Origin of the sequence: Brevibacterium sp. CS2 (genome assembly GCF_005280295.1) — a bacterium.
GTDB lineage: Bacteria > Actinomycetota > Actinomycetes > Actinomycetales > Brevibacteriaceae > Brevibacterium > Brevibacterium pityocampae.
On record NZ_CP040020.1, the window covers coordinates 2,620,774 to 2,646,362 of the forward strand.

General features: G+C 72.5%; 24 protein-coding genes. 3 read left to right on the top strand and 21 right to left on the bottom strand.

The annotated features are described in order from the left end of the window. Window positions 1–6 precede the first annotated feature (6 nt). From carA to pyrR, 5 genes are read right to left on the bottom strand one after another with little or no spacing between them, the layout of a single operon-like run. Complete coding sequence (carA, locus tag FDF13_RS11805) at window positions 7–1,161, bottom strand: glutamine-hydrolyzing carbamoyl-phosphate synthase small subunit (protein WP_137319815.1); 1,155 nt, start codon at window positions 1,159–1,161, stop codon at window positions 7–9. Next, on the bottom strand, window positions 1,158–1,655 hold the full coding sequence (locus FDF13_RS11810; protein WP_137319816.1) for a hypothetical protein: 498 nt from the start codon (window positions 1,653–1,655) through the stop codon (window positions 1,158–1,160). Before FDF13_RS11810 ends, carA begins: the two co-directional genes overlap by 4 nt. Beyond that, window positions 1,643–2,950 carry a dihydroorotase gene (locus FDF13_RS11815; protein ID WP_137319817.1) on the bottom strand — a complete coding sequence of 436 codons (1,308 nt, stop codon included), beginning with the start codon at window positions 2,948–2,950 and terminating at the stop codon, window positions 1,643–1,645. Before FDF13_RS11815 ends, FDF13_RS11810 begins: the two co-directional genes overlap by 13 nt. After that, on the bottom strand, window positions 2,947–3,927 hold the full coding sequence (locus FDF13_RS11820; RefSeq protein ID WP_137319818.1) for an aspartate carbamoyltransferase catalytic subunit: 981 nt from the start codon (window positions 3,925–3,927) through the stop codon (window positions 2,947–2,949). The genes FDF13_RS11815 and FDF13_RS11820 overlap by 4 nt, the downstream gene beginning before the upstream one ends. After that, entirely contained in the window at window positions 3,927–4,478 is a 552-nt protein-coding gene (pyrR, locus tag FDF13_RS11825) for a bifunctional pyr operon transcriptional regulator/uracil phosphoribosyltransferase PyrR (protein WP_137319819.1), read from the bottom strand. Before pyrR ends, FDF13_RS11820 begins: the two co-directional genes overlap by 1 nt. A gap of 155 nt (window positions 4,479–4,633) precedes the next feature. Between pyrR and FDF13_RS11830 the strand changes: the two genes are divergently transcribed. Further along, window positions 4,634–5,641 (top strand): alpha/beta fold hydrolase, encoded by a 1,008-nt coding sequence (locus tag FDF13_RS11830; protein WP_137319820.1) that lies wholly within the window; start codon window positions 4,634–4,636, stop codon window positions 5,639–5,641. Here FDF13_RS11830 and nusB read toward each other — a convergent pair. From nusB to aspS, 14 genes are all read right to left on the bottom strand, one after another. Then, window positions 5,622–6,029: a transcription antitermination factor NusB gene (gene nusB / locus FDF13_RS11835; RefSeq protein WP_137319821.1), complete on the bottom strand. Its 408-nt coding sequence runs from the start codon at window positions 6,027–6,029 to the stop codon at window positions 5,622–5,624. The genes FDF13_RS11830 and nusB overlap by 20 nt on opposite strands. After that, a complete protein-coding gene (gene efp, locus FDF13_RS11840) occupies window positions 6,026–6,589 on the bottom strand; it encodes an elongation factor P (RefSeq protein WP_137319822.1) in 564 nt (187 codons plus the stop codon). The genes nusB and efp overlap by 4 nt, the downstream gene beginning before the upstream one ends. Before the next feature lie 117 nt (window positions 6,590–6,706). Beyond that, a complete protein-coding gene (aroB, locus tag FDF13_RS11845) occupies window positions 6,707–7,765 on the bottom strand; it encodes a 3-dehydroquinate synthase (protein WP_254668978.1) in 1,059 nt (352 codons plus the stop codon). Then, a complete protein-coding gene (locus tag FDF13_RS15020; protein WP_254668790.1) occupies window positions 7,662–8,498 on the bottom strand; it encodes a shikimate kinase in 837 nt (278 codons plus the stop codon). The genes aroB and FDF13_RS15020 overlap by 104 nt, the downstream gene beginning before the upstream one ends. Further along, on the bottom strand, window positions 8,495–9,688 hold the full coding sequence (gene aroC / locus FDF13_RS11855) for a chorismate synthase (protein ID WP_137319824.1): 1,194 nt from the start codon (window positions 9,686–9,688) through the stop codon (window positions 8,495–8,497). Before aroC ends, FDF13_RS15020 begins: the two co-directional genes overlap by 4 nt. 10 nt (window positions 9,689–9,698) lie before the next feature. Next, the gene (locus FDF13_RS11860) at window positions 9,699–10,469 is read right to left on the bottom strand and encodes a prepilin peptidase (protein WP_137319825.1); all 771 of its coding nucleotides are present in this window, start codon (window positions 10,467–10,469) and stop codon (window positions 9,699–9,701) included. 42 nt (window positions 10,470–10,511) lie between these two features. After that, window positions 10,512–11,423 carry a shikimate dehydrogenase gene (locus tag FDF13_RS11865; protein ID WP_217494858.1) on the bottom strand — a complete coding sequence of 304 codons (912 nt, stop codon included), beginning with the start codon at window positions 11,421–11,423 and terminating at the stop codon, window positions 10,512–10,514. Next, window positions 11,413–12,540 carry an endolytic transglycosylase MltG gene (gene mltG, locus FDF13_RS11870; protein ID WP_137319826.1) on the bottom strand — a complete coding sequence of 376 codons (1,128 nt, stop codon included), beginning with the start codon at window positions 12,538–12,540 and terminating at the stop codon, window positions 11,413–11,415. Before mltG ends, FDF13_RS11865 begins: the two co-directional genes overlap by 11 nt. After that, on the bottom strand, window positions 12,537–13,019 hold the full coding sequence (ruvX, locus tag FDF13_RS11875; protein WP_175406964.1) for a Holliday junction resolvase RuvX: 483 nt from the start codon (window positions 13,017–13,019) through the stop codon (window positions 12,537–12,539). Before ruvX ends, mltG begins: the two co-directional genes overlap by 4 nt. Continuing rightward, a complete protein-coding gene (gene alaS, locus FDF13_RS11880; protein WP_137319827.1) occupies window positions 13,019–15,676 on the bottom strand; it encodes an alanine--tRNA ligase in 2,658 nt (885 codons plus the stop codon). Before alaS ends, ruvX begins: the two co-directional genes overlap by 1 nt. A 191-nt stretch (window positions 15,677–15,867) precedes the next feature. Then, window positions 15,868–16,494 carry a 30S ribosomal protein S4 gene (rpsD, locus tag FDF13_RS11885; RefSeq protein WP_137319828.1) on the bottom strand — a complete coding sequence of 209 codons (627 nt, stop codon included), beginning with the start codon at window positions 16,492–16,494 and terminating at the stop codon, window positions 15,868–15,870. Window positions 16,495–16,726: 232 nt separating this feature from the next. Continuing rightward, complete coding sequence (locus tag FDF13_RS11890) at window positions 16,727–18,133, bottom strand: NAD(P)/FAD-dependent oxidoreductase (RefSeq protein WP_137319829.1); 1,407 nt, start codon at window positions 18,131–18,133, stop codon at window positions 16,727–16,729. Window positions 18,134–18,203: 70 nt separating this feature from the next. Next, the gene (locus tag FDF13_RS11895) at window positions 18,204–19,682 is read right to left on the bottom strand and encodes a replication-associated recombination protein A (RefSeq protein ID WP_137319830.1); all 1,479 of its coding nucleotides are present in this window, start codon (window positions 19,680–19,682) and stop codon (window positions 18,204–18,206) included. Further along, window positions 19,679–21,457 (bottom strand): aspartate--tRNA ligase, encoded by a 1,779-nt coding sequence (gene aspS, locus FDF13_RS11900; protein WP_137319831.1) that lies wholly within the window; start codon window positions 21,455–21,457, stop codon window positions 19,679–19,681. The genes FDF13_RS11895 and aspS overlap by 4 nt, the downstream gene beginning before the upstream one ends. A gap of 62 nt (window positions 21,458–21,519) precedes the next feature. Between aspS and FDF13_RS11905 the strand changes: the two genes are divergently transcribed. Further along, complete coding sequence (locus tag FDF13_RS11905; RefSeq protein WP_137319832.1) at window positions 21,520–21,915, top strand: metalloregulator ArsR/SmtB family transcription factor; 396 nt, start codon at window positions 21,520–21,522, stop codon at window positions 21,913–21,915. 27 nt (window positions 21,916–21,942) lie between these two features. On the opposite strand, the gene hisS is transcribed toward FDF13_RS11905, so the two are convergent. Next, window positions 21,943–23,289, bottom strand: a complete 1,347-nt coding sequence (gene hisS / locus FDF13_RS11910; protein ID WP_137319833.1) for a histidine--tRNA ligase — start codon at window positions 23,287–23,289, stop codon at window positions 21,943–21,945. Window positions 23,290–23,307: 18 nt separating this feature from the next. Further along, window positions 23,308–24,003 (bottom strand): MBL fold metallo-hydrolase, encoded by a 696-nt coding sequence (locus FDF13_RS11915; protein ID WP_137319834.1) that lies wholly within the window; start codon window positions 24,001–24,003, stop codon window positions 23,308–23,310. Between the two features lie 116 nt (window positions 24,004–24,119). On the opposite strand from FDF13_RS11915, the gene FDF13_RS11920 reads away from it, so the two are divergent. Next, window positions 24,120–25,526: a DUF349 domain-containing protein gene (locus FDF13_RS11920; protein ID WP_137319835.1), complete on the top strand. Its 1,407-nt coding sequence runs from the start codon at window positions 24,120–24,122 to the stop codon at window positions 25,524–25,526. The last annotated feature ends 63 nt before the right edge of the window (window positions 25,527–25,589 follow it).

The following is a 25,589-nucleotide window of genomic DNA, read 5'->3' on the forward strand; positions in this document are numbered from 1 at the left end:
TTCTCCTTAGAGCGCGGCTGCGCGGGACTCGGTCATGAGGTCGACGAAGCGGTCGAACAGGCCGCGGGAGTCGTGGGGGCCGGCGGCGGACTCCGGGTGGAACTGCACCGAGAACGCCGGGGCGTCGAGGCAGCGCAGGCCCTCGACGACGTCGTCGTTGAGGCACACGTGGCTGACCTCGACCCGGCCGAAGGCGGCGTCCGCCGGGGCGTCGACGGGGCCGTCGAGCGGGGCGTCGACGGCGAAGCCGTGGTTCTGGGCGGTGATCTCCACCCGGCCGGAGGCGCGGTCGAGGACCGGCTGGTTCATGCCGCGGTGGCCGAACTTGAGCTTGTAGGTGTCGAAGCCGAGCGCGCGGCCGAGCAGCTGGTTGCCGAAGCAGATCCCGAACACCGGGACGCGCTCGGCGAGCAGCCGGCGCAGCACCGCGACCTGGTGGTCGGCGGTCGCCGGGTCCCCGGGCCCGTTGGAGAAGAACACGCCGTCGGCGCCGAGCTCCGCGATCCGCTCGTACGGGGTGGTCGCGGGCACGACGTGCACCTCGATGCCGCGGGCGGCGAGCTGCGCAGGGGTCTCGGACTTGATGCCGAGGTCGTAGGCGACGACGGTGAACCGCTTCTCCCCCTCCGCCGGGACGACGAGCTCGTCGTCCCGGGACACCTCGGAGGCGAGCTCGGAGCCGCTCATGCGAGGGGCGTCGGTCACGGCGGCGAGCAGCTCGGACACCGGGCGGGAGGCGGCCTCCCCGGAGAAGATGCCCATCCGCATCGCGCCGCGCTCGCGCAGGTGGAGAGTGAGCGCACGGGTGTCGACGCCGGAGATGCCGACGATCCCGAGCCGGGCCAGCCGCGCCTCGAGGTCCTCGGTGGCACGCCAGTTCGAGGAGATCCGCGAGGCATCGCGCACGACGTACCCGGCGACCCAGCAGCGCAGCGACTCGTCGTCGGCATCGTTGACGCCGGTGTTGCCGATGTGCGGTGCCGTCTGCACGACGATCTGCCGGTGGTAGGACGGGTCCGTGAGCGTCTCCTGGTACCCGGTCATGCCGGTGACGAACACCGCCTCGCCGATCGTCTCACCCTCCGCGCCGTAGGCCCGGCCGGTCAGGGTGCGGCCGTCCTCGAGCACGAGGACGGCGGGTGTGGTGGACAGCAGGTTCACGAATTCTCCCCGATGAGCTGGCGGATGTGGTCGATGGTGGGGGTGCGGTCGGCGGCGGTGCGGGTGCGGAACCCGGTGTCCACCGGTGTGTCGCCGAGGCGCCAGGTGATGACGATGAGCCCGTCCTTCTCGACGAACTTCCCGATCATCCCGCTCGCGGTGGTGATGCCGGTGATCGCGGCGGCGGGGATGAGGAGGTCGTCCACGCCGTCGCGGTCGATGATGACCCCGTCGTCGGCGACGGACAGGAACGCCGAGGTGCGCAGGCCGAGGCCGTGGGCGGCGACCCGCTCGAGCGGCTGCTCGGACAGGGTGGTCGCGACGTACATCCCGGCGACCGGTTCGGTGCGCACCGGCATCCCCTCGACCGGCCGCGACGGGGCGGGGAACTGTGCCGACTGGGAGCGCTGCCGGGAGCGCCAGCCCCACCACACGAGGGCGAACAGGACGATGACGACGGCGACGACGATGAGCGCGGGGATCAGGCGATCCATGTTCCACCTCGTGCGATCGGGTGCGGGTCGGCGAGCGCGGAGCCGGCCACGACTCGGTGCCCGTAGAGGAAGGTGTCGACGATCCGGGTCGAGACGGTGAAGCCGGTGAACGGGTTGTTGCGGCCCATCGTGGCGTGCTCGGCGGGGTCGATGCGGACCTCCGCCTCCGGGTCGACGAGCACGAGGTTCGCCCCGCGCCCGGTCTCGATCCGGCCCTGTTCGGGCAGTCCGGAGATCTCCGCCGGGCGGGTGCTCATCACGCGGGCCACGTCGGCGAAGTCGAAGTCGAAGTCGCGCATCGCCTCGACGACGATCGCGAGCGCGGTCTCCATCCCCACCATGCCCATCGCGGCCGCCGTCCACTCGCAGCACTTGTGCTCGGAGGTATGGGGGGCGTGGTCGGTGCCGACGACGTCGATGGTGCCGTCGGCGAGCCCGGCCCGCACGGCGTCGACGTCGGCCTGCGTGCGCAGCGGCGGGTTGACCTTGTAGAGCGGGTCATAGGTGCGCACGAGCTCGTCGGTGAGCATGAGGTGGTGCGGGGTGACCTCGGCGGTGACGCGCACGCCGCGGGACTTGGCCCAGCGCACGAGCTCGACGCTGCCGGCGGTCGACAGGTGGCACACGTGGAGGCGGGAGCCGACGTGCTCGGCCAGCAGGATGTCGCGGGCGATGATCGCCTCCTCGGCGACGGCCGGCCAGCCGGGCAGCCCGAGCTCGGCGGACACCGTGCCCTCATTCATCTGCGCGCCCTCGGTGAGCCGGGGCTCCTGCGAGTGCTGGGCGATGATCCCGTCGAAGGTCTTGACGTACTCGAGCGCCCGGCGCATGAGCAGCGGGTCGGCGACGCACAGGCCGTCGTCGGAGAAGATCCGCACCCCGGCCGCGCTGCGGGCCATCGCTCCGAGCTCGGCGAGCTGGGTGCCCTGCTGGCCGGTGGTGACGGCGCCGATCGGCACGACCTCCGTCCAGCCGGCCTCGCGGCCGAGGTTCCACACCTGTTCGACGACGCCGGCGGTGTCGGCGACCGGAGCGGTGTTCGCCATCGCGTGGACGGCGGTGTAGCCGCCGCGGGCCGCGGACTGCGAGCCGGTGAGCACGGTCTCGGCGTCCTCCCGGCCGGGCTCGCGCAGATGGGTGTGGAGGTCGACGAGGCCGGGCAGCGCGACGAGGCCGCGGGCGTCGATGACGACGTCGGGGTCGCTGAGCGCGTCGACGAAGCGGCCGCCGGAGATCGCGAGGTCGCGCGGGCCGGCGCCGAGCACCGACGCCCCCTGGATGAGATACGAGGTCACGGTCGTCCTTCCGAATCGGTGCCGATGAGGAGTCTGTAGAGGGCCGCCATGCGCACGGCGACGCCGTTCTCGACCTGGTCGAGGATGACGGCGCGCGGGGAGTCCGCGGCGGCGGCGCTGATCTCGAACCCCCGGTTCATCGGTCCCGGGTGCATGATCGCGGTGTGCTCGGGCAGGGCGCGCCAGCGCTGCTCGGTGAGCCCCCACAGGCGCGTGTACTCCCGCGGGTTGGGGAAGAAGGACTGGTGCATCCGCTCGAGCTGGACACGGAGCATCATCACCGCGTCGAAGCTGTGGGCGGCGAGCGCCTCGTCGAGGTCGTAGAACACCTCGGCCGGCCACGCGTCGACGCCCCACGGCATGAGGGTGGGCGGGCCGACGAGCACGACGCGGGCGCCGAGCGCGGTGAGCAGGTGGACGTTTGAGCGGGCGACGCGGGAGTGGAGGACGTCGCCGACGATCGCGACGGTGGCCCCGGACAGGTCGCGTCCGCGGGCGCCCTCGGCGGGCCCGGAGGCCGGGGCCCCGGCGAGTACGCGGCGCAGGGTGAAGGCGTCGAGGAGCGCCTGGGTGGGGTGCTCGTGGGTGCCGTCGCCCGCGTTGAGGATCGGCACGTCGATCCAGCCGGAGGTCGCCATCCGCTGCGGGGTGCCGGAGCCGCTGTGGCGCACGACGACGGCATCGGCGCCCATCGCCGACAGCGTCTGGATGGTGTCCTGCAGGCTCTCGCCCTTCGACACGCTCGAACCCTTGGCGGAGAAGTTGATGACGTCGGCGGACAGGCGCTTGGCGGCGGCCTCGAAGGACAGCCGGGTGCGGGTCGAGTCCTCGAAGAAGAGGTTGACGACGGTGCGGCCGCGCAGCACGGGGATCTTCTTGACCTCGCGCTCGGCGACCTGCGTCATCTCCTCGGCGACGTCGAGGAGGTCGACGGCGTCGTCGTGGGCGAGGTCGGCGGTGGACAGCAGGTGGCGCATCACTCCTCCTCTGCCGAGGAGATGGTGACCGCGTCCTCGCCGTCGATCTCCGCCACGCTCACCGACACGCGCTCGTCGACGGCGGTCGGGAGGTTCTTGCCGACGTGGTCGGCACGGATCGGGAGGCTCCGGTGGCCGCGATCGACGAGGACCGCGAGCCGCACCGCGGACGGACGACCGAGGTCGGCGAGCGCGTCGAGCGCCGCCCGGATGGTGCGCCCGGAGAACAGCACGTCGTCGACGAGGACGACGGTGCGGCCGTCGACCCCGGCGGCCGGGATGCGGGTGGGGGCGGGCGAGCGGAGACGGCGCGTGCGCAGATCGTCGCGGTACATCGTGATGTCGAGGCTGCCGGTGATCGCGGCGGCATCGGTGCCGGGTTCGATCGCGGCGATCTTCTCCGCCAGCCGGACGGCGAGCGGGACGCCGCGGGACGGGATGCCGAGGACGACGAGGTCGTCAGCACCCTTGTTGCTCTCGAGGACCTCGTGGGCGATGCGCGATATCGCCCGCGAGATCTCCGCTGCGTCGAGGACGGTGCGGTTCTTCACAGGTTCCCCTTCTCCGCCTCACGGGACGGTGGTTAAAGGAGCGGTACGGTCCTCGCACCAGCATACTCGCTCGCCCCCGCCGACTGCGCGCGGACCCGGTGCGACGCAGGTCACGTGACGTAGGCTGGGCGGATCCGACGGCGAAGGAGCTCACGATGGACGCACCCGGGATCAGCACCGGCAGGCACACGACGCAGCGGCACTCGAGCGCGTACCTCGCCGCCGGCGACCCGGACGACCCGGTGCTCCTGCTCGTCCACGGCTGGCCCGAGCACGCCCGCAGCTGGGCCGGCGTGATGGAGCCGCTCGCCGCGGCCGGCTACCGGGTGATCGCCCCGGACATGCGCGGCTACGGGGCCTCGACGGTGCACCCGGATCCGAGCGACTACTCGATCGAGGAGGGGGTCGCGGACATGATCGAGCTCCTCGATCACCTGGGCGCGGCACCGGGGGCGGCCACCGTCGTCGGCCACGACTACGGGGCACCGGTGGCGTGGAACCTCGCCACCCACCATCCGGACCGGCTCGCCGGTGTGGTCGGGGTGTGCGTGCCGCACACGCCGCCGGGCACCTCGCTCGCCGATCACGTCGACCGCCGCCTCTACCCGGTCGAGGACTACCCGCTGGGCCAGTGGGACTACCTCGTGGCCCACGCCCGGATGCCCGAGCGGCTCGCTGCGGAGTTCGACGCGGACGTCCCCGGGCTGCTCGCCTCGATCATGCGCGCCGGCAGCCCGCGGGCACTCGAGCGGCCGGCGCCGAATGCGAGCGTGCGCGCCCGCGGCGGCTGGTTCCCCGACGGACCGCCGCGCCACGACCCGGACCCGCGGGTGCTCGACGACGCGGCCTTCGCGGCCCTCGTCGCCGATCTCGAGCGCACGGGCTTCGCCGCGGCGAACTCCTGGTACCGCAACAACCGGGAGAACGACGCCTATGCTGCCCGCGCGGTGACCGGCGGGCGGATCGCCGTGCCGGCGCTCTTCGTCCACGCGCGCTGGGACGCGGTGTGCGCCACGCTCACGACGACGGCGGCCGATCCCATGCGCGCGGCGTGCGACGACCTCACCGAGGAGATCGTCGACGCCGGGCACTGGGTGGCGCAGGAGCAGCCGGAGGCGCTCGTCGCCGCGCTGCGCGGCTGGCTCAGTCGAGGGTCGGCTTGACCGAGCGGATCCGGTCGAGCACGCCGTTGATGAACTTCGGCGACTCGTCGGTGGAGAACTTCCGGGCGAGGTCGACGACCTCGGAGATCGCCACGGGGTCGTCGACCTCGTCGTTGAACAGCATCTCCCACACCGCGATCCGCAGCAGCGCCCGGTCGACGGCAGGCATCCGCTCGAGCGACCAGCCGCGCGCATAGGTCTGCACGAGCTCGTCGATCTGCTCCCGGTGCGCCACCACGCCGTCGACGATCTCGACGGCGTAGGGCTTCATCGGGTACTCGGGGTCGCCGGAGCGCAGGCGCACCACCTCGGCCTCGGGCAGCGCACGCTGCTCGGCCTCGAAGAGCAGCTCGAGGGCACGCCGCCGGGCGCGCGTGCGGGCGCTCACTCCTTGACGCGACCGAGGTAGTCGCCGGACCGGGTGTCGACCTTGACCTTGACGCCCTCCTCGAGGAACAGCGGCACCTGGATCTCGTAGCCGGTCTCGAGCGTCGCGGGCTTCGAGCCGCCGGTCGAGCGGTCGCCCTGGAGTCCGGGCTCGGTGTGGGTGATGGTGAGCTCGACGCTCGCGGGCAGCTCGACGTAGAGCGGGGTGCCCTCGTGGAAGGCGATCTGCAGCTTCTGGTTCTCGAGCATGAAGTTCGCGGCGTCGCCGACGAGCTCGGGACCGATCGACACCTGGTCGTAGTCCTTGGCGTCCATGAACACGTAGTCCGTGCCGTCGTGGTAGAGGTACTCCATGTCGCGGCGGTCGACGGTCGCGGTCTCCACCTTGGTGCCGGCGTTGAAGGTCTTGTCGATGATCTTGCCGCTGAGCACGTTCTTCATCTTCGTCCGCACGAACGCGGGGCCCTTGCCCGGCTTGACGTGCTGGAACTCGAGCACCTGCCACAGCTGGCTGTCGATGGACAGCACCATGCCGTTCTTGAGGTCGTTGGTCGTTGCCACGTGGTTTCCTTCACCGTTGGGAGTGTGCGAGCGCCGGTCCGACGCACCGGGGACAGATTCTAGCAAGCCGGGCCGCCGGCGTGCGCCGGATCCCGGCCGCGCGCCCGCGCCCGTGCCTCACAGCAGGGTGCGGGTCGGGGCCTCGACACCGATCTCCTGGTAGGCGGTGTGGAGGAGACTCGTGTCGGGTCCTTCGAGGACCGTGGGGCGGCCGATCGCCTCGAGCACGATGAACCGCATGAGCGAGCCGCGCGCCTTCTTGTCCCGCCGCATCGCGTCGAGCAGCTGCGGCCACTTGTCGCCGCGGTAGCCCACCGGCAGCCCGAGGTGCTCGAGCACGGAGCGGTGCCGGTCGACGACGACCTCCGGGAGGTTCTTCGTCAGCGCGGAGAGTTCGGCGGCGAACATCATGCCCGCGGCGACGGCCGCGCCGTGACGCCACTGGTAGCGCTCGGTGAGCTCGATCGCGTGGCCGAGGGTGTGCCCGTAGTTGAGGATCTCGCGGCGCCCGGACTCGCCGAAATCCTCGCTCACCACCTCGGCCTTGACGCGGATCGAGCGCTCGACGATCTCCCGCAGCACCGGGGAGGAGTGGTCGGCCAGCGCCTCCCGCGCGGTGCCCTCGATGAGCTCGAGGATCCGCTCGTCGGCGATGAATCCGCATTTGACGGCTTCCGCGAGGCCGGTGAACAGCTCGTTGTCCGGCAGCGTGGCGAGCGTGTCGGTGTCGACGAGGACGCCGGCCGGGGCGTGGAAGGCGCCGACGAGGTTCTTGCCCTCGGCGGTGTTGATCCCGGTCTTGCCGCCGATCGCGGCATCGACCATGCCGAGCACCGTGGTGGGGATGGTGACGAAGCGGATGCCGCGCAGCCAGGTCGCGGCGACGAAGCCGGCGAGATCGGTGACCGCTCCCCCGCCCACGCCGACGATCGCATCGGAGCGGGTGAAGTCGCTGCGCCCGAGGATCTGCCAGCAGAATGCGGCGACCTGGACGTGCTTGGCCTCCTCGGCGTCGGGGATCTCCGCGGACACCGCCTCGTAGCCGGCGGCGGCGAGGTCCTCGCGCACGGCCTCACCGGTGGTGCGCAGCGCGCGCGGGTGGACGACGAGCACTTTCGCGGCGCGCGGGCCGATGAGCTCGGGGAGGTGCCCGAGCAGGCCGGAGCCCACGAGCACCGGGTAGTCCCCTCCGGCGCTCACGTCGATGCGGGTGGTGGGGGTCATGGTCTCCTGCTTTCGTTCGGTGGGGGCGCGGGCCCGTCCCCGGCACAGGGCGGGGGTCGGCTTCGGGGTGGGCGGCGGCGAACCGGGCGTACTCCTCGGCGCGCTCGAGCCCGGTGAGGAGGTCGACGATCCGGTTGACGACGGTCGACGGGGGGCCGCTCGTCGCCGACACGGTGAGCGTCGCGACGCCGCGGTAGAGCGGGGCGCGCTCGGCGAGCAGGGCCTCCCAGCGTCGCACGGGATCCTCGTCGCCGGCGAGCAGCGGACGCTGGGAGCCGTGGAGGCGGGCGGCGGCGGTCGCGGTGTCGATCTCGATGCTCACCACCCGGATGGCCGGGTGGAGGAGCTGGGCACGGGTGCCGGGGTTGAGGATCGCCCCGCCGCCGAGCGACACCACCCCGGGGCGGTCGAGGAGGCGGCGCAGGCAGCGGCGGACGACTTCGCGCTCGATCTCCCGGAAGCGCGCCTCGCCGCGTTCGGCGAAGATCTCCGGGATCGGCCCGTGGCGGGAGGTGATCTCCGCGTCGGTGTCCGTCATCGGCAGCCCGAGGCGGTCGCCGAGCAGCCGCCCGATCGTCGACTTCCCCGCCGCCGGGGGTCCGACGAGCGCGATCCGGGACTCCGCGGCCGGGACCGGGCGCAGGGGCGGGACCGGTCGCGGCAGCGGCTGCTCGGAGGCGGTCATCGGCCGGAGCGCAGCGCCGCCGGGATCGCCTCGAGGTAGGACTGGAGATTGCGCCGCGTCTCCGCCACGGAGTCGCCGCCGAACTTCTCGATCGCGGCCTCGGCGACGACGAGCGCGACCATCGCCTCGGCGACGACCCCGGCGGCCGGGACCGCGCACACGTCGGAGCGCTGGTGGTGGGCCTTGGCGGGCTCCCCGGTGCTCACGTCGATCGTCGCGAGCGCGCGCGGGACGGTGGCGATGGGCTTCATCGCCGCGCGCACGCGCAGCGGCTCACCGGTGGACATCCCGCCCTCGATGCCGCCGGCCCGGTTCGTCGCCCGGGTCACTGCGGCGTCGGTGCGGACGATCTCGTCGTGGGCCGCGGAGCCCCGGCGGGCCGCGGTCCGGAAGCCGTCGCCGACCTCGACGCCCTTGATCGCCTGGATGCCCATGAGCGCGGCGGCGAGGCGGCCGTCGAGCCGACGGTCCCAGTGGACGTGGGATCCGAGGCCCGGCGGCACGTTCTCGACGAGGACCTCGACGACGCCGCCGAGGGTGTCCCCGGACTTCTTCGCGTCGTCGACCTCGGCGACCATCCGGGCCGACAGCTCCGGGTCGAAGCAGCGCAGCGGGTCGGCGTCGAGCGCGGAGACGTCGGCGGCCGTGGGCAGCGGCTCCTCGCCGGTGCCGGTGACCGGGCCGATCGCGACGGTGTGGGACACGAGCCCGATGCCGAGCTCGCGGAGGAAGTTCGCGGCGACGGCGCCGAGCGCGACCCGCATCGCGGTCTCCCGGGCGGAGGCGCGCTCGAGGATCGGCCGCGCCTCGTCCCAGTCGTACTTCTGCATCCCGACGAGGTCGGCGTGGCCGGGCCGGGGGCGGGTGAGCGGGGCGTTGCGCGCCTGCTCGGCGAGCACCTCCGGCGGCACCGGGTCCGCGCTCATCACCGTCTCCCACTTGGGCCATTCGGTGTTGCCGACCTCGATCGCGATGGGCGAGCCGAGCGACTGACCGTGGCGCACGCCGCCGAGCAGCCGCACCTCGTCGGCCTCGAACTTCATCCGGGCACCGCGGCCGTAGCCGAGCCGGCGGCGCGCGAGAGCGGCGGCGATGTCGTCACGGGTGACGGGGACGTGGGAGGGCAGTCCCTCGAGGATGCCGACGAGGGCCTCGCCGTGGGACTCGCCTGCTGTAAGCCATCTCAACATTCTCCCGAGTCTACAAAAGCAGCGGGCCGAGGATCACGGCCGTCCACGTGCCGATCAGCATGTGCGGCCCGAAGGCGATCGCGTCGCCCCACCGCTTCCGGCGGGTGCCGGTGAGCCACAGCACGTGGACGAGTGCGGAGAGGTTCATCACGACGAGCGCGACGAGCGGGCCGACCGGGCTCAGCGCCCCGGGCAGCATGCCGACGACGACGGCGAGCTTGACGTCGCCGCCGCCCATCCCCGTCCGCCGCATCCGCAGGGCCAGCACGGCCAGGAGGAGGAAGAAGAGGAGGACGACGAGCCCGCTGATGAGGCCCTCGACCGCGGGGGTCGCCGCGCCGGCCCAGGTGCCCGGCAGCCCGGTCGGCTCGCGGGTGACGCCGATGACGATGGAGACGAGGTAGAGGAGGAGGGAAGCGAAGGTGATCGGCAGGACGATCCGGTTGGGCAGGCGACGGATCGAGGAGTCGATCCAGAACAGCCAGCCGGTCGCGCCCGCGAACAGGCCGAGGGCGAGCAGGATCGGGGCGTCGGCGACGGTGCGGGACAGGTAGGCCGGTGCGATGAAGGCCGCGAGCCAGGCGATGACGGCGCCGCTCGAGGTGAGGACGGCGGTGACGAGTCCGCTCGGCGTGGAGTCCCGATCCACCCCGCGGAGCAGCCGCAGGCCGGCCTCGTCGTCGATGAGGCGAGCGAAGCGCAGTCGGATCCAGGTGCTCACCGCGAGCGCGGTGAGGACGGTGAGGCTCAGGCTGGCGACGAGTGAGAGCGGCTCGGGCACGCTTCCTCCATTCCGGTTCGGGGCGGTCGGGCGGGCGGGCGCTCAGGCACCGACGGCACGGGGCAGGGTGTCGAGCATGGCGGCGACGAGCCGTGCCCGGTGCTCCGGCGTGTCGAGGTCGCAGCCCGCGGCGGCGGTGAAGCCGAGGAACTGCTCGACGGCCTGGTGGACGAGCATGCGGGTGCCGGGCACCGCGGTCCCGCCGCGTGCGGTGAACTCCGCCAGGAGGTCGGGTTCCGCGCGCGCATAGGCGACGTCGAGGAGCGCCGCGGGCTGTGCGAACCGCTCGGGCCAGGCGAGGCGGACACCGGCCAGCGCCCCGGCGGGCAGGGTCGACACGGTGATGTCGGCCTCCCCGGGCCGCCAGTCGGCGAGCAGGCCCACGGATGCCTCGATGCCGAGCTCCTCGGCGAGGGCGTGCACGGCGGCGGCACGGGCCGGGGTGCGGACGGAGAACTCGATGGACTCCGCGCCGAGCTCGGCCAGCGCGGCGGTCGCCGAGGCGGCGGTCGCCCCGCCGCCGAGCACCGCGGCGCGCAGCGGGCGCGGGCCGGCAGTGCCGACGCCGGCCGCGCGGAGTGCGCGCACGATGCCGGCCACGTCGGTGTTCGTCACGCGCACGGAGCCGTCGGGGAGCCGGGTGAGCGTGTTGCCGGCCCCGGTGCGCGCGGCGACGGAGTCGATCTCCCAGCCGCGTGCGGCCGCGAGCTCGAGCAGCGCGTGCTTGAGCGGCATGGTGAGGGAGAACCCGCGGTGCTCGGGGTGGGTGTCGAGGAAGTCGGCGAGGCCGGCCTCGTCCACCTCGCAGCGGTCGTAGACGCAGCCGCTGAGGCCGAGCGCGGCGTAGCCCGCCCGGTGGAGCACCGGGGAGAGCGAATGGTCGATCGGCGAGCCGAGCACGGCCGCCCGCATCCGCGGCCGCGAGCCCGGCGCGACCGCCGCGTCAGCCGTCATCGCGATTGCGCAGCCATTCGCGGTACTTCTCGACGTTGCGCTGGTGCTCGGAGTAGGTCTCGGCGAACTCCGTCTCCCCGGTGTCGGGGTTCGTCGCGACGAAGTACTGCCAGTCGCCGTCGGCGGGGTTCTGGGCGGCGCCGACGGCACTGCGGCTGGGCGAGTTGATGGGGCCCGGGGGCAGGCCGGGGTGCTTGTACGTGTTGTACGGGTCGTCGCTCTCCCGCTCCTCGGCGGTGGTGCTCGCGTCGTTCCGGGTGCCGAAGATGTAGTGGACGGTGGCGTCGGACTGGAGCAGGCCGTTCGTCTGCGAGGTGTCGCTGATCCGGTTGAGGAACACGCGGGCGACCTGCCGACGCACCTCCTCGTCGCCGGGCGCCTCGATCTCGACGAGGCTGGCGAGTGTGAACACCTCGTTGACGTCCTCGAGCGGGATGTCGAGCTCCTCGATCTCGGTCTTCGTGCGATCGACCATCTCCTGCACCATCTCCTCCGGGGTCATCCCGGGCCGGATGTCGTAGGTGGCGGGATAGAGATAGCCCTCGAGGCTCGGGGTGTCGACGTCGAGCCCGTAGTCTCCGGGGGTCTTGTCCTTCAGCGCCTTGACGACCTCGTCCTCGCTCATCCCGGACTCGATCATCCGTGCCTCGATCTGGCTGAGCCGGAAGCCCTCGGGGACCGCGATCGTCTGCAGCGCCTCCGGGTTGACGATCGCCTCGACGGCGGCGGCGGCGCTCATCTGCTTGCGGAGGCTGAGGTCGCCGGCCTGGATCGTGACCTCGCGGCGCTCGATCTCATCGAGGAAGGGGCGGGCGGACTTGATGACGTCCTCCTGCACGAGTTGGTTGGCGACCTGCGTGGCCGAGGAGCCGGGCAGCACGGTGACGACGACGGCCTCGCCGCCCTCGCCCTCGTAGTCGCCGGAGTCTCCGAAGATCTCGCTCACGACCGAGCCGGCGGTGGTGAAGGCCGCGAATCCGCCGATGCCGATGACGAGGACGGCGACGAGCGCGAAGATCGTGGTCCGTCGACGGCGCAGCATGCGCCGCCTGGCCTTCTCCCGGCGCTCGGTCCGGCTCAGGCCGTCGTCGCTGGTGATCTCATCCATCTCGGTCATGCGGGGGCCTCCGGTGCCGGGTGCAGGAGCGTGCCGGCCGGCATGCCCGTGCTCTTCTCCTGGTCCACTGCGCTCTGCAGGATGACCACCGCTGCGACGGCGTCGACGATCTCGCGCCGCTTCCGGGCGCTCCGCCCCACCGCCTGCAGCACGGTGTGGGCCTCGGTGGTGCTGAAGCGCTCGTCGACGAGCCGCACCGGCAGTCCGGTCACACCGGCGATCTGCTCGGTGAAGGCCAGGGCGGTGTCCGCCGAGGCGCGTGCGGTGCCGTCGAGGGAGCGCGGCTGCCCGGCGACGAGCTCGATCGGCTCGACCTCGGCGACGAGCGCGGCGATCCGCCGCAGCGCGGCGGCGTCTCCGTCGCGCCGGTACACGGTGTCGAGCGGGGTCGCGAGGATGCCGTCGGGGTCGCACTGGGCGATTCCGACGCGCACGCTGCCGACGTCGATCCCGAGCCGGCGGCCGCGGCGGAATGCCATCAGCTCGTCTCCAGGGCGCGCGCCACCGCGCTCATCGCCGCCTCGGCGCGGCTCGCGTCGCTGCCGCCGCCCTGCGCGAGGTCGGGCTTGCCGCCGCCTCCCCCGCCGAGCTCGGCACAGGCCGCCTTGACGAGGTCGCCGGCCCGCAGCCCGGTGGCCTGGGCGGCGTCGTTGACGGCGACGACGACGGCGGGCTTCCCGCCCGCCACGCCGATCGCCGCGACGACCCCGGCCTCCGAGCCCATCCGATTGCGGACGTCGAGGACGAAGGAGCGGACGTCGCCGGCGCCGGACACGTCGCCGAGCACGGTCCCGGAGAAGGTCACCGCTCCCACCCGACGGGCGGAGTCGAGCGCGGCCTGTGCCGCGCCGAGCACCTTCTCCTGGTTGAGGGCGGCGATCGTGCGCTCGGCGTCCTTGATCCGCGCGAGCAGGTTCGCGACGCGCTCGGGGACGTCCGCGCCGGGGACCTTGAGGAGGTCGGACAGCGACTGGAGGATCGTGCGCTCCTTGGCGAGCTCCCGGAACGCCGAGAGCCCCACCGAGGCTTCGATCCGGCGGGTGCCGGAGCCCACCGAGGCCTCCGAGATCACGGAGATCGGGCCGATCTCCGTGGTCCGGGCCACGTGGGTGCCGCCGCACAGCTCGCGCGAGAACGGGCCGCCGATGTCGACGACGCGGACCACGGAGGGGTACTTCTCGCCGAACAGCGCGAGCGCTCCGGAGGCCTTCGCGTCCTCGAAGGGCAGGTGCTCGTAGCTCACCTCGAGGTTGTCGCGGACCGCGATGTTCGCCGCGTCCTCGATCTCCGCGCGGGCAGCCGTGCTCGGCGCCTCGGGGAACGAGTAGTCGAAGCGCATGTAGCCGGGCTGGTTGAGGGATCCGGCCTGCACGGCGTTGGAGCCGAGGATCTCGCGCAGCGCTGCGTGCACGAGGTGCGTGGCCGAATGCGCCTGGGCGGCGGCGAAGCGGTGGCCGCCGTCGACTTCGGCATGGACGTCGCGCCCCACTGCGATCTCCCCGTCGAGCACCTCGATCCGGTGCGCGGGCAGACCCTTGAGCGTGTTCTGCACGTCGAGGACGCGGGCGGTGAAGCCGTCGCCGCGGATGATCCCGGTGTCGGCCTTCTGCCCGCCGGACTCGGCGTAGAACGGGCTGACATCGAGGACGAGGTCGACGGTCTGCCCCGCAGTCACGACGTCGACGGCCTCACCATCGGCCACGAGGCCGCGGATCCGGGAGTCGGTGGTGAGCGTGTCGTAGCCGACGAACTCGGTGGGGCCGGACTCGAGGAGCGCGGAGTAGGCGGAGAGATCGGCCTGCAGTCCGCCCTTCTTCGCCTTGGCGTCCTCCTTGGCGCGGCGGCGCTGCTCGGCCATGAGGGCGGTGAAGCCCTCCTCGTCGACGGTCACGCCCTGCTCGGCGGCCATCTCGAGCGTCATGTCGATGGGGAAGCCGTGGGTGTCGTGGAGCGCGAAGGCGACGTCGCCGCCGATCGTGCCGCCGGAGCCGACCTTCTCCACCGCCGTGGTGAGCAGCTGGGTGCCGGAGTCGAGCGTGCGGCGGAACGCGGTCTCCTCCGCGTAGGCGATGCGTGAGATCCGGTCGAAGTCGGTGGCGAGCTCCGGGTACGACTCCGCCATCGCGTCCTTGGACACCGGCAGCAGGTGCGGGAGCACGGGTTCGCTCACGCCGAGCAGGTGCATGGCGCGCACGGCGCGGCGCAGCAGGCGGCGCAGGATGTAGCCGCGCCCCTCGTTGCCCGGGCGCACGCCGTCGCCGATGATGATGAGGGCGGAGCGCACGTGGTCGGCGACGACGCGCATCCGCACGTCGTCGGCGTGGTCGGCCCCGTACTCCCGGTTCGACAGGGCGCTCGCGGCGGCGATCACGGGGAACACCTCGTCGATCTCGTACATGTTCTCCACGCCCTGCTTGAGGAACGCGACGCGCTCGAGCCCCATGCCGGTGTCGATGTTCTTCGCCGGCAGCTCGCCGGCGATGTCGAAGTCGACCTTCGAGCGCACCGCGGACAGCGCGAACTCCATGAACACGAGGTTCCAGATCTCGATGTAGCGGTCCTCGTCGGCGACCGGCCCGCCCTCGACGCCGTAGTCGGGCCCGCGGTCGTAGTAGATCTCGGAGCAGTACCCGCCGGGGCCGGGCTGTCCGGTGTGCCAGAAGTTGTCCTCGTTGCCGCGGGTCTGGATCCGCTCGGCCGGGATCGAGGTGTTCGCCAGCCACAGGTCGATGGTCTCCGTGTCGTCGCGGTGGACGGTCGCCCACAGGCGGTCCGGGTCGAAGCCGAGCCCGCCGTCGGCCTCCGGCCTGGTGAGGAGCTCCCACGCGAACCGGATGGCGCCCTCCTTGAAGTAGTCGCCGAAGGAGAAGTTGCCGTTCATCTGGAAGAAGGTGCCGTGCCGGGTGGTCTGGCCGACCTCCTCGATGTCCTGGGTGCGCACGCACTTCTGCACGCTCGTGGCGCGCGCGAAGGGAGCGGGTTCGCGACCGGACAGGTACGGGATGAACTGCACCATCCCGGCGATGTTGAACAGGATCGACGGGTCCGAGCTGATGACGGAGGCCGAGGGCACCACGGCGTGGTCCTGGGCCTCGAAGTATGCCAGCCAGCGTCGTCTGATCTCTGCCGTCTTCATTCCTGACCTTTCGTCCCGCGCGGCGGGCTCATCGGGTGACCGCCGGAGGTGTCGGCGGGCGGTGCGCATCCTGGGCAAGTCTAGTGGATGAGGCGGGCGGATGAATGGCGACTGCCCGGCTCCGCAGTGGGAGCCGGGCAGTGCGAATGATGGGCGCGGGTGCGCTCACCGGTGGTGCTGGTGCGTGCCGATCAGCGCGAGTAGTGCTCGACGACGAGCTGCACGTCGCAGGTCACGGGAACCTCGTCGCGCTTGGGGCGACGCAGGAGGGTGGCCTGCAGCGCCTCGAGGTCGACCTTGAGGTAGCCGGGCACGGCCGGGAGCACGTCGCGGTGCGCGCCGGCGGCGGAGACCTGGAACGGATCCATCTGCGCGGACTTCTCGTGGACGTGGATCATCTGGCCCTCCTTGACACGGAAGGACGGACGATCGACGCGCTGGCCGTCGACGCAGATGTGGCGGTGGACGACGAACTGGCGGGCCTGCGCGATGGTCCGGGCGAAGCCGGCGCGCAGCACGAGGGCGTCGAGTCGCATCTCGAGGAGCTCGACGAAGTTCTCACCGGTCAGACCCGGGAGGCGGCGCGCCTCCTTGTAGGTCTTGAGCATCTGCGCCTCGCGGATGTTGTACTGCGCGCGGAGGCGCTGCTTCTCCTTGAGGCGGACCGAGTAGTCGCTGTCGTTGCGGCGACGGGCACGGCCGTGCTCGCCCGGCGGGTAAGGGCGGCGCTCGAAGTACTTCTCGGCCTTCGGGGTGAGCGGGAGGCCGAGGGCGCGCGACAGGCGGACCTGACGGCGATCGCGTGCGGGTGCGGACATGTGTGGGTGACCTTTCGGTTCGCATCGTGTGCTCCGGGCGGGTCCTGCGCACACGATGCGCACGGGGGCTCGACCGGTTCCGGAGCCGCTGTTTCCCGGGCTGGGAAAGAGGGCGACCGGAGCGAGCACTCCGGAGCCGACCGCCTTCAGGGTGCAGGCACAGCAATCGATCATACTAGTCCGGTGGCGCCGCTGCCGTCCAATCGGCGGCGTCACCGGGCCACCCGAGGACTCAGACGGTGAGCGGGCGGAGCTCGCCGAGCACCTCGTTGAGCGCCTCGGTGCTCGAGGGGTGGGTCCAGATCCCGTCGCGCAGCGCATCGACGGTGACGTGCGCGCGCATCGCGAGCGCGAGGAGATTGATGACCTCCTGCGAGTCGACGCACCACACGGTCGCTCCGAGCAGCTCCCGGGTATCGGGGTCGGCGACGAACTTGATCATGCCGGTGGGGTTGCCGAGGATCTTGGGCCGCGGCATCGCCGCGATCTGCGCCACCGGTTTCGCGGCGACGAGGACGCCGCGTCCCTCGGCACGCGCCTGCTGCTCGTTGATGCCGACCCGGGACAGGGGCGGGGTGAGGAACATCGTGTTCGGCACGGCCGCCCGGTCGCTGCGGCGGCGGGTCCCGTCGCCGGTGAGCTGGCCGGCGACGATCCGGTGGTCGTCGAGGGAGACGTAGGTGAACTGGGGCCCTCCGTTGATGTCCCCGACGGCGAAGATGTGCTCGGCGGAGGTGCGCAGCGTGTCGTCGACACGGACGAATCCGCGCTCGTCGACCTCGACGCCGGCCCGCCCGAGGCCGAGCCCGGCCGTCGTGGCGCTGCGCCCGACGGCGAGCAGCACCGCCTCGGCCTCGACTGCGTGGCCGTCCTCGGTGCGGACGAGGGCCGCATCCCCGGTGTCCTCGATCGCGCTCACGGCCGACCCCATGAGGAAGGTCACGCCGGCGGCTTCGAGGTGCTCGGTGACACCGGCGGCGATGTCATCGTCCTCCCTGGGCAGGATCCGTTCCCCCGGATCGATGACGGTGACCTCCGAGCCGAAACCGGCGAACATGCCGGCGAACTCGAGCCCGATGTAGCCGCCCCCGACGATCGCGAGGCGCTCGGGGAAGGGGCTGGCGTGCTGGATCGTCGTCGAGTCGTGGACGCGGGGAGAGTCCGCGCCGGGGATCGGGGGCCCGGCGGGCACCGTGCCGGTGTTGATCACGATGGTGTCCGCGGTGATGCGCAGCCGGTCCTCGCCCTGGGTCACCTCGACGGTGTGCGGGTCGAGGAATGCCGCCTTCCCCATGACGATCACGGCGTCCGGGGCCTCCTCGACGAGCTCCCGGTTGCGGGTGTTGAGCTTGCCGATGAGCGCGTCACGCGCCTCCACGGAGGTGGTGAACCACTCCGCCGGCGGTGTCGCCTCGGGCTTCACCGCCGCCTGGTGGATGAGCGTCTTCGTCGGCACGCACGCGACGTTGATGCACGTGCCGCCGATCATCGACTCCGACTGCTCGACGAGCGCGACCCGGGTCCCGGAGCTGCCGAGGGTGCGGGCGAGCGTCTTGCCGCCCTTGCCCCAGCCGATGACGAGGACGTCGACGGCGAGGCCGGTGGATTCGGTTGTGCTGGGTTCGACCGAATCGCTCATGGCTCCACCCTACCGACCGCTGAGAGCCGGAACTCGTCGCCGGGGGCGTGGATGAGAGCCGTCGGCGTGCTCAGTCGGGGCGGCCGAGGATCCTTCGCAGGGCCGCGAGCCGCTCGCCCATCCGGGATTCGGCGCCGTTGGCCGTCGGCTCGTAGTAGCGGGTCCCGGCCAGCGACTCCGGCAGGTACTCCTGGGCGACGACGCCGTGCGGATAGTCGTGGGAGTACCGGTAGCCCTCGCCGTGGCCGAGCGCCTTCGCCCCGGGATAGTGCGCGTCGCGGAGGTGCAGCGGCACCTCGCCGGCCCTCCCCTCCCGGATGTCGGCGAGCGCCCTGTCGATCCCGCGGTAGCTCGCGTTCGACTTCGGGGCGCAGGCGAGGTAGACGACGGCCTCGGCGAGCGGGATCCGCCCTTCGGGCATGCCGATGCGCTCGACCGCAGTCTGTGCGGCGACGGCGATCACGAGCGCCTGCGGATCGGCCATGCCGATGTCCTCGGCGGCGGCGATCACCATGCGGCGGCAGATGAAACGGGGGTCCTCGCCGGCGGAGATCATCCGCGCGAGGTAGTGGAGCGCGGCGTCGGGGTCGGAGCCGCGGATCGATTTGATGAACGCGGAGACGACGTCGTAGTGCTGGTCACCGGCCCGGTCGTAGCGCACGACGGCGCGGTCGGCGGCATCTGCGACATGGGCGGCGGAGATGAGCGGGAGGTCGCGCTCCTCCCCCTCGGCGTCGGTCTTTCCGGCGCCGTCGGCCTTCCCCTCGGCGTCGGTCCCGGTGTCGGTTCCGTCCTCGGTGTCGGTCCCCCCACCGGTGCTCTCCCCCGCACCGGCGTGGGCGCGGGCGATCGCGGCGGCGGCTTCGAGGATGGTGAGCGAGCGCCGCCCGTCGCCGGCGGCGAGCGCGATGATGTCCTCCCGTGCGTCCGCGGCGAGTGCGAAGGTCCCGGCGAGGCCGCGCTCGTGGGCGAGTGCGCGGTCGACGAGCTCCCCGATGTCCGCGTCCGACAGCGGGCGGAGGGTGAGCACGAGCGAGCGGGAGACGAGCGGGGCGATGACGGAGAACGACGGGTTCTCCGTGGTCGCTGCGATGAGGACGACGAGCCGGTTCTCCACCGCGGGCAGCAGCGCGTCCTGCTGAGCCTTGGAGAAGCGGTGGATCTCGTCGAGGAAGAGGACGGTGGTGCGCCCGTGGAGCTCCCGGTCGGCACGTGCCTGCTCGATCACCCGGCGCACGTCCTTGACCCCGGCGGTGATCGCGGAGAGCTCGACGAAGCGGCGATCGGAGGCGTGCGACACGACGTGGGCGATCGTCGTCTTCCCCACGCCGGGAGGGCCCCACAGCAACAGAGAGCTCGCCCCGGCCTTGTCCCCGGGCTGGGCGGTGACGAGCTGGTGGAGCGGCGATCCGGGGAAGGTCAGGTGGTCCTGGCCGACGATCTCCGCGATCGTGCGCGGGCGCATCCGCACCGCGAGCGGGTCGAGGACGGACGAGGCGGGCGCCCCGGAGGAATCCGGGACACCCGCCTGGCTGAACAGATCGGTCATCCGTCCTCGGCCTCGGGGTCGAAGTCGACCCCCGCCTCGGCGCGCTGCGCGTCGGTGATCGGGGCCGGCGCGTCGGTCAGCGGATCGTAGCCGCCCCCGGACTTGGGGAACGCGATCACCTCGCGGATCGAGTCCGCACCGGCGAGCAGGCTGACGATCCGGTCCCAGCCGAACGCGATGCCGCCGTGCGGCGGCGCGCCGTAGCCGAAGGCGTCGAGGAGGAAGCCGAACTTCTCCCGCGCCTCCTCCTCGCCGAGGCCCATGACGGCGAACACGCGCTCCTGCACGTCGGGGCGGTGGATGCGGATCGAGCCGCCGCCGATCTCGTTGCCGTTGCACACGATGTCGTAGGCGTAGGCGAGCGCCGAGCCCGGGTCGGTGTCGAAGGTGTCCATGAACTCCGGCTTGGGCGCGGTGAACGCGTGGTGCACCGCGGTCCAGCTCCCGGAGCCCACCGCGACGTCGCCGGAGGCCTCGGCGTCGGCGGTCGGCTCGAACAGCGGGGCGTCGACGACCCACACGAACGACCAGGCGCCCTCGTCGATGAGCCCGGTGCGCGCGGCGATCTCGCGGCGCGCCGCGCCGAGCAGGGCACGTGCCGCACCGGGTGCGTCGGCGGCGAAGAACACCGCGTCGCCCGGCTCGGCGCCGACGGCGGCGGCGAGCCCGGCCTTCTCCTGTTCGGAGATGTTCTTGGCGACCGGGCCGGTGAGCGAGCCGTCCTCCTGGATGAGGACGTAGGCCAGGCCCTTCGCGCCGCGCTGCTTGGCCCACTCCTGCCAGGCATCGAGCTGGCGGCGCGGCAGGGAGCCGCCGCCGGGGTGGACGACGGCGCCGACGTAGGGCGCCTGGAACACGCGGAACGGGGTGTCGGCGAAGTACGCGGTGAGGTCGGTGAGCTCGAGGCCGAAGCGGAGGTCGGGCTTGTCGGTGCCATAACGCGCCATCGCCTCGTGGTAGGTGATGCGCGGGATCGGGGTGCTGATCTCGTGGCCGATGAGCTTCCACAGGGCGGCGAGGATCTCCTCGGCGAGCCCGATGACGTCCTCCTGCTCGACGAACGAGGCCTCGATGTCGAGCTGCGTGAACTCCGGCTGCCGGTCGGCGCGGAAGTCCTCGTCGCGATAGCAGCGCGCGATCTGGTAGTAGCGCTCGAGGCCGGCCACCTGGAGGAGCTGCTTGAAGAGCTGCGGGGACTGCGGGAGCGCGTACCAGCTGCCCGGGCGCAGGCGCGCCGGGACGAGGAAGTCGCGTGCACCCTCCGGGGTCGAACGGGTGAGCGTGGGGGTCTCGACCTCGATGAAGCGGTGGTCCTCGAGGACGCCGCGGGCCGCCCGGTTGGCCTGCGCGCGCAGGCGCATGGCGGCGGCCGGGCCGGAGCGGCGGAGGTCGAGGTAGCGGTACTTGAGCCGGGTCTCCTCGCCGACCTGGCCGGAGTCCTCGGCGTGGTCGGACACCTGGAAGGGCAGCGCACGGGCGGGCGCGAGCACCTCGATCTCGGTGTCGACGACCTCGATCTCACCCGTCGGCAGGCCGGGGTTGGTGTTGCCCGCGGGGCGCGCCGCCACAGTGCCCCTCGCCTTCACCACGGTCTCGTTGCGGAGCTGGTCGGCGTCCTGCTCGCGCACGACGACCTGGACGATGCCCGAGGCGTCGCGGAGGTCGATGAAGGCGACGCCGCCATGGTCGCGGCGGCGGTCGACCCAGCCGGCGAGGGTGACGGTGGAATCGACGTCAGCGGCACTCAGCGTGCCCGCCTCGTGGGTTCTCAGCACTGGGTCTGCTCCTTAAGCGTTGGGAGATGGTGCAGGATGGGACGGTGGTGCGTCCGGCACCCATGATAGTCGCAGGTCGTGGAGGAGGAGCCGTGGAGGACGGAATCGGGGAGGCGCCGACGAGCGCCCAGATCGAGGTGGCCGCGGAGACCTTCCGCATGCTGTCCTCGTCCACGCGGCTGCTGATCATGTGGCACCTCGTGCACAGCGAATCCGATGTCACCGGGCTCGCCGAGGCGTCCGGGGCGAGCGTGCAGGCGGTGTCCCAGCACCTCGCGAAGCTCCGCCTCGCCGGGCTCGTGTCCTCCCGCCGGGAGGGCCGCCGGATCGTCTACCTCGTGGACGACCCGCACGTCGTGACGATGGTGAGCGAGATCTTCGACCACATCGCCCCCGACGGCTCCCTCGCCCCGGATCCGGAGCCGCGCGCCGCCGGACCGCTCAGCGCGCGCAGCTGAGCGCCCGGAGCGCTCGGCCGCGGGGGCTCAGTCCCGGGAGACGGTGCGCACGGTCGGCCAGAGGTCCTCGGCCGGCGGGGTCCACAGCAGCGGATCGGCGCTCACCTGCTCGCCGGAGCGGATGTCCTTGACCTCGTGACCGGTCTCCCCGTCGAGGAACCACACGAAGGGGATGCCGCGGCGCTCGGCGAACTTGATCTGCTTGCCGAACCGGCTCGCCGCCGGGGCGACGTCGACGGGGATGCCGCGGGCCCGCAGGCGGGAGGCGACGTCGACGGCCTCGTCACGGGCGGCGTCGTCGGTGACGGCCACGAGCACCGCTGTCGGCACACCGCGGCTCGCCTCGACCATCCGGTCGCGCCCGACGAGCCGCGACATCAGACGCGACACGCCGAGCGACATGCCGACGCCGGGGAAGGTCCGCTTCCCCGTCGAGGCGAGCGAGTCGTAGCGGCCGCCGGAGGCCACGGAGCCGAGCGCCTCGTGCCCGATGAGCTGCGTCTCGTAGACCGAGCCGGTGTAGTAGTCGAGGCCGCGGGCGATCTTGAGCTGCGCGACGACGACGCCGGGCTGCTGCCGGTTCGCGGCATCGAGCAGCCGGCTCAGCGATTCGAGGCCCTCGTCGAGCAGCGAGTCGGACACGCCGAGCGCACGCACCTCCTCGGCGAACGCCCCCGTCGTGCTCTCGATCCGGGCGAACTCGAGGAGCCGGCGCTGCTGGGACTCGTCGGCGCCGGCCTGCGCGGCGAGGAGCTCCCCGACCTTCGCCGGCCCGATCTTGTCGAGCTTGTCGATGCAGCGCAGCACCGCCGTGATGTCGGTGAGGCCGATGCCGCGGGTGAAGCCCTCGATGAGCTTGCGGTTGTTCGCCAGGATCCGCACCCCGGGCACTCCGAGCTCGGCGAGCTCGCCGAACGCCTGGGCCATGACGAGGGGCACCTCGACCTCGAAGTGCTCGGCCAGCGTGTCCTCGGCGACGATGTCGATGTCAGCCTGGATGAACTCGCGGTAGCGCCCGTCCTGGGGCCGCTCGCCGCGCCACACCGGCTGTATCTGGTAGCGCTTGAAGGGGAACGGCAGCCGGCCGGCGTTCTCCACGACGTAGCGGGCGAAGGGCACCGTGAGGTCGAAGTGGAGACCGAGCGGGTTCTTCGCGTCCCCGGGCTCGGCGTGGAGCCGGGACACCGCGAACACCTCCTTGTCGATCTCCCCGTCCTTGGCGAGCGCGGAGATCGGCTCGACGGCGCGGGTGTGGAGGGCGGCGAAGCCGTTGAGCTCGAAGGTGTGCTTGAGCAGGTCGATGACCCGCTCCTCGACGATGCGGTCAGCGGGCAGCCATTCGGGGAACCCCGAGAGTCGTGCGGCCTGGGCCATGGGTAACAGGTCTCCTGATCAGAGGAACGGATTGGTGCGCAGCTCGTGCGCGAGCCGGGTGGCCGGCCCGTGACCGGGCAGCACCGGGGTGTCGGGCAGGCTCGCGATGTGGGCGAGCGTGCGCTCCATCGCCTGCCCGTCGCCGCCGGCGAGGTCGGTGCGACCGATCGACCCGGCGAACAGCACGTCGCCGGTGAAGAGCACCTCGGCGGCGTCGCCCTCCCCGTGCGGATCGCTCACCCGCCACAGCGTCGAACCCTCGGTGTGCCCGGGCGCGGGGTCCGGGGCGATGGTGAGGCCGGCGCGCGTGAAGGGCTCCGTGCCGGACACCGCGGCGGCCTGCGGCGCGGTCCACTCCCCGACGAGCGGGGCGACGATGTGGGCGAGCTGCGCCGACACCGTCGAGGCGGGATCCTGCAGACGGTAGAGGTCGGGCTCCCCGATGAGCACCTCGAGGCCGGGGAAGGCCTCGAGCAGACGGGGCAGCCCGAGGATGTGGTCGGGGTGGCCGTGGGTGAGGAGGACGGCGACCGGGGTCCAGCCGAGCTCGGCGAGGACCCGCGCGAGGTCGGGGGCGCAGTCGAAGCCGGCATCGACGAGCACGCACTCCCGGTCCGCGGGGTCGTCGCCCGGGCCGGCCTCGGCGCCCGGCTCGGCGGCCACGGCATAGCAGTTGACGTCGAGCAGCTCGGCGCGGACGGCGGTGATCTCCATGCCCGCCAGTCTAGCGCGGGGCCCCGCACGGCCCGCGGTGGATATGCTGGGGTGTGTTCTGCCCATCGTCGAGTGATCATCCGTGATTCGACCGACGCGAAGACAAGGTGTCCAGCATGACCGACGACTCAGCCCCGCGCCCGACCGCACCCGCCCCCAAGCCCGGCCCGCGCCCGGGCGCTCCCAGCCCGGCCGCGCTCGCCGCGCGGGCGCCCGCGGCCGGGCAGCGCAGGGCCGCAGCGGCCGCCCCCCGGCAGGACCGCAGCGCCGCGCTCGCCGAGGCGATCGGGTTCGGCCGGATGGATGAGGACACGACCGTGTACGTCCGGACCGCCGACGGGGAGCGCGCGGTCGGCCAGTACCCGGATGCCGACGAGGAGCAGGCGCTGACGTACTTCGCGCACAAGTACCTCGATCTCGTCGACGCGGCCGCCCTGCTCGAGGAGCGGCTCGCCGCCGGGGCCTCCGGGGACTCGATCCGCGCCTCCGCCCGCACCCAGCACGACGCACTCGCCGAGGCCGCGGTCGTCGGCGACCTCGCCGCGCTCGCCGCCCGGCTCACCGCGATCCAGGAGTCCGCCGCGCAGACCGCGGCGGCCCAGTCGAAGGAGCGCGAGGCGGCCCGCGCCGAGGGTCTCGCCGCACGCACCGCGGTCGTCGAGGAGGCGGAGTCGATCGCCGGGACGGATCCGGCGCGCGTGCAGTGGAAGACCTCCGGCGCCCGGATGGCCCGGCTGTTCGAGGAGTGGAAGTCGATCCAGGCGAACTCCCCGCGCCTCCCCCGCGCCCAGGACCAGGAGCTGTGGGGGCGGTTCTCGAAGGCGCGCAACACCTTCGACCGGCACCGGCGGGAGTTCTTCTCCGACCTCGACAAGCGCAACGCCGAGGGCAAGCGGGTGAAGACGAAGCTCGTCGCGGAGGCCGAGGCGCTGTCCGGGTCGACCGACTGGCGCGGCACCGCCCAGGAGTACCGGGCGCTGATGGACCGCTGGAAGGCCGCCCCGCGGGCCGGACGCAAGGACGACGACGCTCTGTGGGCACGCTTCCGCGCCGCGCAGGACGTGTTCTTCGCCGCCCGGGAGATGGAGAACGAGGCGATCGACGCCGCCTACGGGGAGAACCTCGTGGTCAAGGAGGAGCTGCTCGCCCGCGCGCGGGCGCTGCTGCCGATCACCGACCCGGCGAAGGCGAAGGACGAGCTGCGCCGGATCCAGGAGGCGTGGGAGGACGCCGGCAAGGTGCCGCGCGCCGACGTGTCCCGGATGGAGGGCGGACTGCGCGAGGTCGAGCGGGCGCTCGCCGCGGCCGAGGAGGCCGAGTGGAAGCGCACCGATCCGGAGACCCGCAGCCGCACCTCGGGCATGCTCGCGCAGCTCGAATCCGCGATCGCCGGTCTCGAGTCCGATCTCGCCGCGGCCGAGGCGAGCGGCGACGAGAAGCGGATCGCGGAGGCGCACACCGCTCTCGAGGCGCGCCGCGCCTGGTACGAGCAGGTCGCGAAGACCGCCGAGGAGCTCGGCTGAGCCGGCCCTCCTCCCCCGCCGGGTGAGCTCTGCGGCCGCGCCGTCCACAGCGGAAGGCGCGGC

Coding starts and splice junctions, on each gene's coding strand:
- FDF13_RS11810 (WP_137319816.1), bottom strand. CDS start 1,655: ATGGATCGCCTGATCCCCGCGCTCATCGTCGTCGCCGTCGTCATCGTC.
- FDF13_RS11820 (WP_137319818.1), bottom strand. CDS start 3,927: ATGCGCCACCTGCTGTCCACCGCCGACCTCGCCCACGACGACGCCGTC.
- FDF13_RS11830 (WP_137319820.1), top strand. CDS start 4,634: ATGGACGCACCCGGGATCAGCACCGGCAGGCACACGACGCAGCGGCAC.
- FDF13_RS15020 (WP_254668790.1), bottom strand. CDS start 8,498: ATGACCGCCTCCGAGCAGCCGCTGCCGCGACCGGTCCCGCCCCTGCGC.
- aroC (WP_137319824.1), bottom strand. CDS start 9,688: ATGTTGAGATGGCTTACAGCAGGCGAGTCCCACGGCGAGGCCCTCGTC.
- FDF13_RS11865 (WP_217494858.1), bottom strand. CDS start 11,423: ATGACGGCTGACGCGGCGGTCGCGCCGGGCTCGCGGCCGCGGATGCGG.
- mltG (WP_137319826.1), bottom strand. CDS start 12,540: ATGACCGAGATGGATGAGATCACCAGCGACGACGGCCTGAGCCGGACC.
- ruvX (WP_175406964.1), bottom strand. CDS start 13,019: ATGGCATTCCGCCGCGGCCGCCGGCTCGGGATCGACGTCGGCAGCGTG.
- alaS (WP_137319827.1), bottom strand. CDS start 15,676: ATGAAGACGGCAGAGATCAGACGACGCTGGCTGGCATACTTCGAGGCC.
- rpsD (WP_137319828.1), bottom strand. CDS start 16,494: ATGTCCGCACCCGCACGCGATCGCCGTCAGGTCCGCCTGTCGCGCGCC.
- FDF13_RS11890 (WP_137319829.1), bottom strand. CDS start 18,133: ATGAGCGATTCGGTCGAACCCAGCACAACCGAATCCACCGGCCTCGCC.
- FDF13_RS11895 (WP_137319830.1), bottom strand. CDS start 19,682: ATGACCGATCTGTTCAGCCAGGCGGGTGTCCCGGATTCCTCCGGGGCG.
- FDF13_RS11905 (WP_137319832.1), top strand. CDS start 21,520: ATGATAGTCGCAGGTCGTGGAGGAGGAGCCGTGGAGGACGGAATCGGG.
- hisS (WP_137319833.1), bottom strand. CDS start 23,289: ATGGCCCAGGCCGCACGACTCTCGGGGTTCCCCGAATGGCTGCCCGCT.
- FDF13_RS11915 (WP_137319834.1), bottom strand. CDS start 24,003: ATGGAGATCACCGCCGTCCGCGCCGAGCTGCTCGACGTCAACTGCTAT.
- FDF13_RS11920 (WP_137319835.1), top strand. CDS start 24,120: ATGACCGACGACTCAGCCCCGCGCCCGACCGCACCCGCCCCCAAGCCC.